Source organism: Chryseobacterium defluvii (genome assembly GCF_014204415.1).
Classification (GTDB): Bacteria; Bacteroidota; Bacteroidia; order Flavobacteriales; family Weeksellaceae; genus Chryseobacterium; species Chryseobacterium defluvii_A.
This window is the reverse complement of the sequence record NZ_JACHLE010000003.1, coordinates 191,810-204,624: the sequence shown is the minus strand read 5'-3', so window position 1 is coordinate 204,624 and position 12,815 is coordinate 191,810. Positions and strand designations below refer to the sequence as shown.

Below are 12,815 nucleotides of genomic sequence, written 5' to 3'. Positions count from 1 at the left end.
AATGAGAAAATTATTAATTATAATCATCCCTTTATTTTTCATCAAAGGGAGTGCCCAGTATTATTATCAGCTCTATTATAACCTGGAATTGCAGGCACAGGTGACGGCTAACCAGGCGACACGTGTCGTCTCCGAAAAGCTGTATCAGAATTCTTATGAAAAGCAGCGGAAAGCCTATGACGACATAAAAGAAAAAGCCACACAGGTGGTGGTAATTAAAAACCATATCTACAACCAGCTTCGAAATGTGAACTCTGCCCTAAAGCAGGGAAAGCAGCTTGAAGCCATCTACTATGATTTTTCAAAACTGGTGGGAAACATGCAAAAAATGCTGGAATTGTCCGGTCAAAAGCCTCAGTATACAGTTTTGATTACCAATTATTATTCTAAGCTGTATCTCCATGCTATGAATTCATATGAGAATATCAGCAGCTGTGTGATGAATGAGGAAAACGATTACCTCATGGACAGCTATGACCGGCAGAAGATTCTTTCCAAGATACAACACGAGATCAAAATCATGAACGGGTGGACGGTGCATATTATCAATTACCTCCGGAATGCTGAAAAGAAACCCTATTTCCGGCACATCGGTGTACTGAACAGCTGGTATATCCAGGACAGAGCTATGATTCAAAATATCATTAACAATTATCAATTTAACCTTAACGGGTGGTAAATATTTTAGGCTATGAAAAATATTCTAATTCTGACCCTTATCATCCTATTGCTCCCCTTTACTGAATGGAAAGGGCAAAGCATTAAGAGGATAAAAGACAAGCATATCGTAGGGCAGGAAAAGCGGCAGGTATTCTACGAGTGGGGCGACTGGCAGCCCAAACCGAAATATTTTTTGGGAATTCAGACCAATTATGCCTATGCTATGGTTTGGGGGTGGCTAGCACCAAGCCGTAACCGCGATTACAAAGGTGGCAGCGATATCCGGCCATTAGGTCCGTGGGGGCTTCAAAACCAGCGGTATGCCACAACCCTTGTGCAGCAGGATAAAACAGAAGACATTCAAGAGGAAGCAAAAAACACCTATGAAGAGAACCTTAAAGAGTTTTATCACTATACAAGTGCTACTTCATCAGCAGATCCCCTGTACTTGCTGTATTATAAACATATGCTCAAAAGTCTGGACAATTTTGATACCAATTCTCCGGTTCCGTATCAATGGGGGTTTACCTCCTATAAAGCATGGGAGCGCTTCAACAATTATGGGATTATCGGGGAATGCAGACGAAAGATTGATGTCATGCAGGACAAATATAAAATTGCTAAAACGGTTGATATGCCCAGAGGCAAACGTATCCTTGCGTATCATGACTGCCTGATCGAGTGGAGAAAGATGAGGAAATACCTTGCTTATTTGAACGCTCAGGCTGAAAACAGGCTGAAAGCTGAAGCCAGGCTGGAAAGCTACAAAACCAAGAATCCCAGAAAGATTACCAAAGAACGGCGTGATGCTGAAATATTCATGGATGTGCTCACCGGGCACTTATACTAAATAACAAATAATTTTATGAAACAAAAAATGATACTAAGAAGCATTACCCTGTTAATGCTTCTCTTTATCCCCTGCCTTGTCTTTTCACAGGACACCCATAGTGATGAGTACTATCAGAAGGCCATGGACTTTTTACAGGGTGAAGGCGTTCTGGAAGGATGGTTTACCGAAAAGTTCCTGCCTTTGTACGATAGCTTTATGACAGCGGAGTATGGACAGTTTATTCTGTTCGGACAGGCTGTAGCCGGGGTTGGGGCTTTGCTTTATCTTGGAAATATCGGCTGGCAGATGATCAGCGGAGACAGGGAATGGGAAATCGTACCGATGCTTAAACCGTTTGCCATCGGTCTTGTGATTATGAACTGGGTGTCTTTTGTTGGGCTGCTCAGAGCACCCTTATTGAAATTGCAGGATGTATCAGAGGGAAGCTTTGTGGAAAGCCAGCAGGAGCTTAACTCCTTACGCTGGGTACGGTTCAAGAAGCAACAGCAGGTGGTAGACCGAATTGTTGAAGAGCAGGCAAAAGCGCAAGCAGAAATTCAGCAGCAGGAGGCGGGAGACCAGTCTTTAATTGAACAAGGATTAGATATGATGGGAGACGGCCTTACCAGCCTGATGAGCCCTGTTTATGAACTTTATCTCCGTTTACAGATTAGCTTTCAACTGGCGATTTCCAGTGCTTTAGAGCTCATTGGCTTATGGATACTGCGAATATGTGTATATGGCATATTCTTCATTCAATTGATATTTTCCACCATTCTGATTATTGTCGGCCCAATTCCGGTTGGCTTATCGGTATTCCCTGCATTTTCCAACTTCCTCTCGCAGTGGGTCGCAAGGTTTATCAATGTCAACCTATACGGATTTGTAGCATTCATCATTTTGAAGATCGGGACACTGCTCCAGCTTTTTGCTTTTGAAGCAGAGATTGAAAGATACGATCAGATCATCAATAATGACGGAAGTATTAAAAATATGGATCTGCTGCTCACCTATTCAAGCAGTGGCATTATGTCCTTTGGACTCGTAATCGTGTGTTTTTTGATTACGGCTGTAGGCATTTTATGTGTCCCGACACTCGCCAACTATATCATACCATCAGGGGGCAGCAATACAGGAGCCATGTCTAAGATGAAACGCGCCGGAATTGCAGTCGCCACCAAAGGCGCATCATTAATGAAAATATAATTATGGGACTTGTAAAAAATATCGAACAAAAAATAAAAATAAACCAGCTGACCTCTATAGGTTGTCTTGTTCTATCCGTGATCGTGGTTATGGCGGGATTTGTGTTTTCCTACCTGCAAATCCGGGATGCCAGAAAATCCATATATGTACTTGATAACGGTGTTCCGGTCCTGGTAAAGCAGACCGATCTGCTCATGAACCGTCCTGTAGAGTATAAAGCGCAGATCGATCTCTTTCATTCTCTGTTTTTCACCCTGTCTGCCGATGATGATTACATCAGGGAACAGACCAAAAGGGCACTGTATCTCATTGATGACAGTGGAATGAAAGAGTATATGAACCTAAAAGAGAAAGGATTCTATAATCAGATCATTTCCTCTAACAGCGTAATGACCGTAAAAGCTGACAGTATAAAGCTTGATGAACAAAATTTAAAGTTTGTCTATTACGGAACACAGACGATTAACCGGAAAACACAGCTTATTGTAAGGAAGTTGATTACGGAAGGATTTGTAAAGGATATTCCACGTTCCCCGAACAATCCCCACGGTGTACTGATTGAAAAATGGAAAACCTTAGATAACTCGGATCTATCCGTTAAAGAAAAATTCAGATAATAATGGAACAGCAGCAAAAAATAATCAGTAACGAAAAAATCACGCTCTGGAAAAGAGCGGAGCATTTTGCGGAAAAGCAGCCTAAGAAAACATTTTATATCATGTTCGGACTCATTTTCTTTTCCGTCCTTTTTACCATTGGGAACCTTATTTATGTACATAAGGTGTCAGTCCCGGAATATGAAAAGATGAAAAGGCAAAATATCCTGACGGATGCAACGAATTCTTTCGGTAAAACCGTCAGGGAAGCAGAGAACATACTAGATATGAGGGAAGCTCTCAAAGAACTCGACTATTATAGCAGAAAAAAAGTCCTGAGTGCTTCGGACAGCATAAGGATAAGATACCTGCTGGATAAATACCAAATAAAGAATAAGCAATGAAGAAACTTAACGTAAAACAACCCAAGTACATCCTTCCGCTCATTGCTCTGCCATTTGTTCTGATGATAGGGTATTTTTATACCCAATTCGCAGCCAGTTCAGGGCAGGATAAGAATAAGCTTGCCGAAAGCAAGGATATATCAACGGACTTCGGAAATGTAGGAGAACGCTCGGAGATCAAAGGTAAAGCCGATGCTTATGCCGATTTTTTCGACAAGCGGACGGATGGCAGAACCATGATTGACGGTTTTGGAAACGAACAGGAAAATCTTGAAACTTTTGATGATAACCTTTCTGACCGTCAGAAGAGACATATCGACAGCTTAAACTATGCCAGGGAGAAAGAAAGGTTGAACAGTCTTTCCCGGCAGGCAAGACAGCAATCCTATTACAACGCAAAGGACGGCCGGCAAAGCAGGCAGCGTGAAGACGAGCAGTATGACAGAAGTATGAAAATGCTCAAAATGCTTAACGGTGACAGCCAGGAATACAGTACTACAAATTCCGGAGAACAGAAAAATGAAGCCGCGGATTGGAAAAAAGAACAGATGGCACTCATGCGCGAGCAAATGATGCTCATGGACAGCATTGAAAAAGCCAACAATCCCGAACTGAAAGATCAGGCCAAGGCATTGGAAAAAATGAAGAAAAATGAAAAGGAAAAAGATTTCTTTTTGAATTCTACCCTGAAGGTAACCAAAGCGTCCAAAAGTGCCGATTTCAATTCCATTTACAAACAAAAGGAAAGTTCTTTTATAAAAGCCGTGATTGATGAAAACATCAAGGGGTTTCTCGGAAGCAGGATCAGGATTCGTCTTCTGGAAGATGTCTATGTTGGTAATGCCAAAATATCGAAAGGGACTCCTTTGTATGCCTTGATCAGTGGGTTTTCACTTCAACGGGTGAACCTGCATATCGTGTCTGTTATGCACCAGAACGAAATCCTTCCCATTAACCTTAACATCTATGATATTGACGGAATGGAAGGCTTATATGTACCCGGTTCAGCATTCCGGGAAATGACACGTTCTATGGGTGAAAATATCGTGCAGGGGCAAAACCTATCCACAGGAGGTGCAGATTTTTTCACAACCACGCTGACCTCTGTATACCAATCCACTTCCAAGACCATTGCTGATGTGATCCGGAAGAACAAAGCAAAGATTAAGTACAATTCTTTTGTCTACCTGATTGATAGCAAAGAACTGGAAAATAAGAAAAAGAGCATTTATAAAACCAATACCACCCTTAACCCATGAAAAAATTATTATTAATACTTACCATAACACTTATATCAATATCCGCCTTTGGACAGAGCCAGGTGCTTTCCAAGGTGTATAAAAATAACCTTCCCGAGATTAATATTACCCGGGATGTTAACCTGCATTTCCGAAGCCCCGAACCCATACAGTTTGTAGATTTAAGTACCAGCCGTCTCATTGGCGACCTTCCTGCCGAAAATGTGGTCAGGATTAAAATTCAGCAAAATGAAGAAGAAAAACATTTTGTAAATGACAGCCTGAAAAAGACAGTTGATATCCCAATCACTTACTACGATCATCAGGAATTAGGTATTGTTACCATTGTCGGACAATCCTTCATGGCGCAGTACAAATTGGTTTTTATGGATGATAATTCCTCACATATTATAACCAATAAAGAGATTCTGCCAGAGGATATGCAGCCTTTGGAATATCCGGAATTTCAGATGTCCAATGCCGAGCTGAGAAAATATTCAATGCAGCTGATTGAAAAAAAGGAAAATAAATTACTCAGGAAGAATAAGGATTTAGGGCTGATATCACAATTAAATAGCGTCTATACTTTCGGTGATTATGTCTTTCTGGATGTTAGCTTTAAGAACAGTACCAATCTCGTTTATGACATTGAAAAGCTGAAATTTTCCATAGATGACAAGAAAATTTATAAAGCAACCAATGTACAGTCCATAGAGATAGAGCCGGTATTTAGATTGTATGATGTAAAGAGATTCAAAAAATCTTATCGGAATATTTTTGTGTTCAAAAAATTCACTTATCCTAATAATAAGGTATTGAACATCCGGCTGATTGAAAATCAGGTTAGTGGACGGACGATCAACCTGGAAGTAAAATACTCAGATATTTTACAGGCAGATACATTCTAACCTATAATATTGCCATATTAACCAAACAGTGCAGCCCCGGAAATTCCGGGCTGTTTGCTTTTTATATCCTTAACCAAAGACCATATTATGCAGGAAAGTAAAGAACAACAGAAGATTTACGGCTTCTTTCAGAAAGCGGTGTATATGCTGGTATTAATAGAATGTACCATTTTGTTTTTTGGTGGAACCGAAATTCCGATACTTCCAAAACTATTAAAGTCGTTTGCCAAAATGCCTTTTCTATTCCCTCCACTCCATGCGAAGTTTGCAGAAATTGTACTGATTATCCTGATTGCCATCGGGACAAAGCCGAAGAAAAATCAAAATATCAATATTACCAAAGCTATTATGCTTCCCATTATTTGCGGGTTACTGATGATGTTTGGATCACTGATGTTTATTGATGACACTTTTAATAAAGAGGCAATTCTTCTTGCTCCGCATTTCAATATATATCAGGCGGGATATCTGCTTCTCTCATTTTTAGGAGTGCTGATTACCTTATTGGGAGCGGATAATATCGGCAAAATTATGAAACATAAGCTGGGTAAAGACCGTTGGAATATCGAAGAAGAGAGCTTTAATCAGAATAAAGAGCTGATCAATACTGATTATTCGATCAACATTCCGTATCTGTTCTATTATAACAAACGGATGAACAAAGGTTGGATCAACATCAATCCTTTTAAAGGCACAATCGTAATCGGAGTTCCCGGAAGTGGAAAATCCTTTGGAATTATAGCCCCGGCCATCCGGCAATTGATTCAGAAAGGTTTCTGTCTTTGTATTTATGACTATAAATACCCTGACTTGGGAAAGATTGCCTATTATCATTACCGATTGAAAAAACAGCATGAAAAGGAGTATAACTATGATTTTGCGGTGATTAACCTCAATGAAGTTGAAAAATCCCGGCGCGTGAATCCCTTAAAAAAAGAATACCTTACTACTCTGGCAGAAGCACAGGAAATGGCAGAGGCGATGGTGTCTTCGCTACAAAAAGTGGGTAGTTCCGGAGGCGGGAGCGACCAATTCTTTACGCAATCGGCGATTAATTTTCTCTCTTCATGCATTGCATTCCTGGCAAAATACGAGAATGGGAAATTTTCAACCCTTCCTCATCTGCTGGCTTTTATGAACCGCAGCTATGAGGAAATATTCAATACGCTATTTACCAATATAGAACTGCATTCACTGCTGTCAACCTTTAAGTCAGCCTATGACAATAAAGCTTTTGATCAGCTGGAAGGGCAGATAGGAACACTTAAAATCTTCCTGTCAAGGCTGGCAACCAAAGAAAGTTTCTGGGTATTCTCCGGAGACGAAGTGAATTTAAAAATTTCAGATCATAAAAATCCCACCATTATGGTGCTGGCGTCTGATCCCAATACCCAGGATATTAACTCGGCGCTTTATTCCACAGTTTTGAACCGTTTACTCAAACAGATCAATTCCAAAGGGAACCTTCCCAGCGGGATTATTGCCGATGAGTTTCCGACCATTTACATCCATAAAATCGACAACCTGATTGCCACAGCCCGGAGCAATAAAGTAGCAGTTTTATTAGGGTTGCAGGAGATCCCGCAGTTTAAGCAGTTTTACAAAAAGGAGGTTGCCGATACCATTACCGCCATTATAGGGAATATCCTTAGCGGAAGCGCAAGGGATAAAAGCACTCTTGATTGGCTCGAAAAAGTATTCGGAAAGGTGAAGCAAAAATCACAGTCGATGTCGATCAATAACAATCAGACCACGATTTCCATACAGGAGAAAATGGATAACCTTATTCCTGCCGGAAAAATTGCCGGGCTTAGAACCGGGGAAATGGTTGGAATTGTAGCCAAAGACGTGCAGAATGAAACACAGGAGTATACAACTTCGGCTATTCACGGGAAGATTAACCTTGATATGAAAGCTATCAAAACCGAAGAGCAGAATTATGTTGACCTTCCGGTGTATTACAGCTTTACGGATGAATCCGGAAATGACAACAAAAACAAAATCCTGATGTCCAATTTTCTGCGTATTAACAAGGAAGTTGAACTCATTATCGGGGAATTCTCGCGCAGTGCGTGATACAATTTATTAATACCTAAAAAGTAAATGAAAAAAATAATAATCCTCATTCCTTTGTTTCTTTTCTCAAAATTCTATTCTCAGTTCAATACGGTTTCCTACAGAGGCAAACTTAACAGCATTGCTGTTACCCCGCTTTCTGAGAATCGTTTCAGCGGACATTTTATATTCTATCACATTGAAGGGGAGGTAATTAAGAAAAGAAAGGAAGCAAAGGAAGCAGAAAAAAGAAAGAATTCAGAACTCATAGAAATAAAAGAGCCCTTAAAAGAATCTAAAGTTCAATCGGCAGATTTTTCTAAGGAATTATCACCGGAAGCCGATGATCCGGAAGAGGATCTGCCTTTAAGAAATCATAAAAAAATAGCAGAGAAAAGACTGCGGTATAAAAAGTTGGACCTGATTACTGCCGACAACTATGATTTTAAAGAGGAGCAGGTCGTGTTTATGCCTTTACAGAGAATGATTATCACCTCAAATTATGGGAACCGCTTTCATCCGGTCGATAAAACAGAAAAGTTTCATGCGGGTATTGACCTGTGTGCAAATAGTGACTATGTATTTGCTGTTTTGGATGGTACTGTATCCGATGCCGGCTACAGTGGTGGCGCAGGAAACTATATTAAAATCCGGCACGGTGATTTTGAGACCGTCTATATGCACCTTTCAAGGACTTTTTTTTCTGAAGGTGATATCATCTATGCCGGGGATATTATTGCACTGAGTGGTAATACCGGAAAAAGCACTGCCCCGCATTTGCACTTTGCTGTCAAGGAAAACGGGAGATATATCAATCCCATTCAATTTTTAAATGATTTAATACAAACCAATAACGCTTTAGCAGACTATAACAATGGAAAATAACACAACATTTCTCACCGACGATTTAAAGAGATTCGGAATCATGACTGAAGACAACCAGTTCTCTAAAAAACTCTCGCAGCAGGAAGTCTACAACTTCCTGAAAGGCGGGGTCCTTATTGCCGAGAATGATCAAAACAGGCTGACCTTTAAAATAGCTGAAGATAAGCTCAGTGTCAATGTTTATAATAAAGACTGGATTAGTCATAAAGATTTGTCCTCTGCGGAATTACTGGAGGTTTCTTCTAAGAATACCAACCTTTATAAAGTAATGGCTGATTATGGTACTATAACCCATATCGGGAAAAGCCATTTCAATAACAATCCTGAAAACGAAATTACCCTCTTTGTGGAAGTTGAAAATGATAGAGGAAAAACGAGATTTTTCGGTAATAAACTGGAAGAGAGCCTCAAAAGCTTTAAAATTGGAGAGAAGGTCCAGATTACCCAGACCGGAATCGAGAAAGCTGTCCTTAATGCCAATGTAGATGGAGAAATAAAGGAGATTACCAGATATGATAATCTTTTTATCATTCGTCCTTTTGACGAAAAAAATAAAGAGTTCCAATCCAGACTTTTTGAATTAGACGCAAAAGACAAAACCATCAAAGATATTGATACTATCAAATATGAGCTGCAAACGGTAAACGGACATACGCTGTCGGAAAAACAGCTCCAGTTGCTGCGTAAGGGAAAAGAGATAAAATTAGATGATGAAACCACAATCCAGCTCAGTCCTAAAGCAGATAATGAAAAGAACCTTTCAGCTTCAGTAAAAGTGTTGCTCATTACTTCCCTTGCTCTGGACGGTGGAATTACATTTCTGATCATTAAAGGTATCCAGAAACTGGCAAAAATTCAGGAAGAAAACCATAAGCAGCACGAGAGCCAAAAATACCTTACGGAACTTCAAAAGCTTAAAAGCTTTCTTCAATCCAAAGCAGAGCAGTATCCTGATAATAAGCAAATTATTACCGATTTGAATATTGTGGGAAAGGAAATTTCCAATGTCCAGGCCGCCGTTTCTGAAAATCAGAATCAGGAAAAGAATGATGATGCCGTAAGGCTAAAGGGGGGTGATCCTGACCTGTTTGAAGATGCCAATCAGAAGAAAGAAGAGGAAAGGAGAAATGAAGAAGATAGCCGAAAATCAACCTCTTTTTCTAGAGGAAGATAATATTAAGTTTATAGCAATGCAGCTGGATTTAGAGACCCTTCAATTATTCGAGGGGAAGATTAGTGAGGGCGGCAATCTGTATTTTTCCGGAAGTAATGAAAACTCATGGTGTATCGTTTATCGTGATTTTACAAGTATAGAAACAGAGGATTTTTATAAGATCATCAATCCTTTCGGGGATATGCTGATTTACAATATGTATTGCTTCCGGTATATTCAGGAAGCAATACTATTTTTTCAGGTAAAGAAAGAAGATTATTTCAGAAATGCTAGCATTATTATTTCAGGAATAAAAAGCAATCAATTTATTACATCCTATCTGCTTAGGAATTATATCCAAAATAAGCAGAATATTCCAAGGCTCCTTTTTTTTCATTCCTTAGAAAACTTTGATATGGTCGCTTTATACCTCGAACTTCTGGATAAGGGAATTACATACAGAATGGTAAAATATAATAACAAAAATTTTCTAAAAATCCAGTATAAAGACATACAGATAGAGATTGGCTTCGAGCAGATCAGTAAATCCAGGATTAGTTTCCTGTTGGGAATTAATGACCGGAAATACTATATCCGCAACCACTTTTTATCATACTACATAGATCGTCAAAGACTAGCGTGGTAAATTCAACAATTTTAAAAATATCAAATTATGGAGGCTAATACAGATTTTGAACCTGAGGCTAAAATATTATCCGGTTATTATAAAAATGGGAGCAGAAGTATTTGGCTAAGAGAAGGAAAAGGAGGTTCTGTTTATACTGAAATTAGCTCTTTTCGGTCTTTAATGGAGGTGCTTCACAGCAAAAAAGGAATGTTTGAAGGGATTCCAATTGTTTTAATCCCCTTTAACACTTCAGGTGAAAAGTTTGAGATAACCATTCAAAATGACAAAGAACGAGTGCAATTAATATCTCAATTACAATCTTTCCAATTTAAAGAAAGCAGTGATAAAATTACTGCTCACGAACTGGAAGAGCCCTTTAGTAAGATTTCTGAGGTAAAAAAAATTAATTATAACCCAAACAATCAAAAATTAGAAATTATGAAAAATAACCCTTTTGAAAGCAAAAAAGCAGATTTACAGGTAAAAATAAATTTGCCTGGACAGCAAAAACCATTCTTTGATAAAATGTCTACTCCTGCTAATCTGACCACTCAGATTCAAAAAGCAGGTCAAAAGCTTGAAGAAAAGGAAAGCCTCCGCATAAATATCAACGGTGCTTCCTTTGAAATTCCGAAAGAAAAAACAGAGAAAGGAAACATTCTTGAGACCGTTCAATCGGAATATGAAAAAGCACAGAAAAATAATATCCAGGCAAAAGAAGAAACGGATAATGAAGAGGCTAAACGGACTGAATCCCAACAGAATGAAGCACCGGCTAAACAGAAAGAAAAAACAAACTTTGGATACCTGAAAGACCAAATCAAATATCTCGGAATGGGTGAAGATCCTGCCATGCATAAAGAGTTGGCAAAAAAGACAGGTTCAGGAGTCAAAGAGTTTTCTATGGTAATCACTTCAGATAAAGCTTCTTTTAAAAATAGCAAGGTAGAATTTACTCTTAATTTTCAAAAATCTTCTGCAAACAATAAAGTTTATCTTAATACTTTTCTGGCTACCCTTAAGAACGAAGAAAAGAATACGGAGCTTACTCATACATTTTCAGCAAATGGCAGAATTACGGCTAAAGAAGCCATTAATCTTCTTGAAGGAAGGTCGGTAAAAACAGAAATTAATAGTAAGCATTCTGATGAAAAAGAAGATGCTTTTATAAAGCTTCAGCTGGGCGAAGAAAAAAATGAAAAAGGCAATTTCAAACTCCAGGTATTTAATAAAAATTATGGCATTGATGTGGAAAGAATTATGGCTAAGTCCAAATTGGTTTTTGATGATGAAAAGCATAAAGAGATTACCCAAAAATCACTGGAAAAGGGAAATATTGTTTCAGTAAAGTTCTCGGATCAGAATAACAAAGTGACAGAAGGAAAAGCAATCCTTAATCCCCAGTACAAAATGCTCAATTTGTACGATAGCAAAATGAAGCGGGTCAATTCTAATGAACAAGCCTTTCAAAAGGATAATTCTGAGACAAAGGAAGTGAAAAACCAGCAAAATTATTCGCGTAAAATGTAACAGCTATGAAAAATTGCTTTTTAATGGTAATCTTTTCCCTTTTCGTTTCCTGCAATAAAGACAGCAAAATCCGGAGTGAAAAGGGAGGTATTGATGTAATTACCAATATTTACTACAATGCTTCTAAGGGGCTGGATGACCATCAGCAGATTATCATTTCAAAAATTAATTATTGGGATAGTGATATTATTGAGCTGGTTCCAAATATTCACCTGCCGGAAATTACAGACAGAGTATATTATATCAGGGATTCAGTATATTTTGATGTTGGCAATAAAATGGAAGGCAAAGTTCTTGTTTTCAAAGAAAAACAACTTTCTGACATCCGGAAAAATCTATTCAATAAAAAATCGGGAGCTGTTTGGATAAATATTCCGATCTATGGTTATGAAAACAGAAGGAATTTAACAGATACAATTTTGTACAATAGAAAAGCATTTAAACGTTTTCAGATCGCCTCTAAAGAAAATTTCAGCATTTTTTACATCAACAAAACTGACACTATTCTCCCATACTCTCTTAATCCAATTGCGGACCGCGATTACGGGGGCAGACTTGAGCGTATTGACAGTTATGATAAAAAAAGAGATCTCTTTACCACGGTAATACTTTTGCCAAGAAAATATCTGGATAAAGAAGCAGAGGAGATTTTTCAATATAATCGTGCTGTTGATAGTATTTACTGAAAAAATAAAAAATAATCCAGACCATATTTCCTTA

The 12,815-nt window shown here is 38.6% G+C and carries 13 protein-coding genes; all 13 read left to right on the top strand.

The genetic code is table 11. The features are described 5' to 3' along the window. Position 1: 1 nt before the first annotated feature. The 13 genes from HNP38_RS12510 to HNP38_RS12450 all read left to right on the top strand — a co-directional run bounded on the left by HNP38_RS12510 (position 2) and on the right by HNP38_RS12450 (position 12,781). Positions 2-679, top strand: coding sequence for a hypothetical protein (locus tag HNP38_RS12510; protein WP_184190006.1), 678 nt, complete (start codon positions 2-4; stop codon positions 677-679). Between the two features lie 12 nt (positions 680-691). After that, positions 692-1,510, top strand: coding sequence for a hypothetical protein (locus HNP38_RS12505; RefSeq protein ID WP_184190004.1), 819 nt, complete (start codon positions 692-694; stop codon positions 1,508-1,510). Positions 1,511-1,525: 15 nt separating this feature from the next. Further along, entirely contained in the window at positions 1,526-2,698 is a 1,173-nt protein-coding gene (locus HNP38_RS12500; protein WP_184190002.1) for a hypothetical protein, read from the top strand. Between the two features lie 2 nt (positions 2,699-2,700). After that, positions 2,701-3,315, top strand: coding sequence for a conjugative transposon protein TraK (traK, locus tag HNP38_RS12495; RefSeq protein ID WP_184190000.1), 615 nt, complete (start codon positions 2,701-2,703; stop codon positions 3,313-3,315). 2 nt (positions 3,316-3,317) lie between these two features. Continuing rightward, complete coding sequence (locus HNP38_RS12490) at positions 3,318-3,698, top strand: hypothetical protein (RefSeq protein WP_184189998.1); 381 nt, start codon at positions 3,318-3,320, stop codon at positions 3,696-3,698. Further along, the gene (gene traM / locus HNP38_RS12485; protein ID WP_184189996.1) at positions 3,695-4,957 is read left to right on the top strand and encodes a conjugative transposon protein TraM; all 1,263 of its coding nucleotides are present in this window, start codon (positions 3,695-3,697) and stop codon (positions 4,955-4,957) included. The genes HNP38_RS12490 and traM overlap by 4 nt, the downstream gene beginning before the upstream one ends. After that, complete coding sequence (locus HNP38_RS12480) at positions 4,954-5,844, top strand: DUF4138 domain-containing protein (protein WP_184189994.1); 891 nt, start codon at positions 4,954-4,956, stop codon at positions 5,842-5,844. The genes traM and HNP38_RS12480 overlap by 4 nt, the downstream gene beginning before the upstream one ends. A gap of 87 nt (positions 5,845-5,931) precedes the next feature. After that, positions 5,932-7,920, top strand: coding sequence for a type IV secretion system DNA-binding domain-containing protein (locus HNP38_RS12475; protein WP_184189992.1), 1,989 nt, complete (start codon positions 5,932-5,934; stop codon positions 7,918-7,920). Positions 7,921-7,947: 27 nt separating this feature from the next. Further along, on the top strand, positions 7,948-8,784 hold the full coding sequence (locus tag HNP38_RS12470) for a M23 family metallopeptidase (RefSeq protein WP_184189990.1): 837 nt from the start codon (positions 7,948-7,950) through the stop codon (positions 8,782-8,784). Then, on the top strand, positions 8,774-9,958 hold the full coding sequence (locus HNP38_RS12465) for a hypothetical protein (RefSeq protein WP_184189988.1): 1,185 nt from the start codon (positions 8,774-8,776) through the stop codon (positions 9,956-9,958). The genes HNP38_RS12470 and HNP38_RS12465 overlap by 11 nt, the downstream gene beginning before the upstream one ends. Beyond that, positions 9,912-10,583, top strand: coding sequence for a hypothetical protein (locus HNP38_RS12460; RefSeq protein ID WP_184189986.1), 672 nt, complete (start codon positions 9,912-9,914; stop codon positions 10,581-10,583). The genes HNP38_RS12465 and HNP38_RS12460 overlap by 47 nt, the downstream gene beginning before the upstream one ends. Positions 10,584-10,610: 27 nt before the next feature. Next, positions 10,611-12,095, top strand: coding sequence for a hypothetical protein (locus HNP38_RS12455; protein WP_184189984.1), 1,485 nt, complete (start codon positions 10,611-10,613; stop codon positions 12,093-12,095). A gap of 5 nt (positions 12,096-12,100) precedes the next feature. Then, positions 12,101-12,781 (top strand): hypothetical protein, encoded by a 681-nt coding sequence (locus HNP38_RS12450; protein ID WP_184189982.1) that lies wholly within the window; start codon positions 12,101-12,103, stop codon positions 12,779-12,781. Positions 12,782-12,815 lie beyond the last annotated feature (34 nt).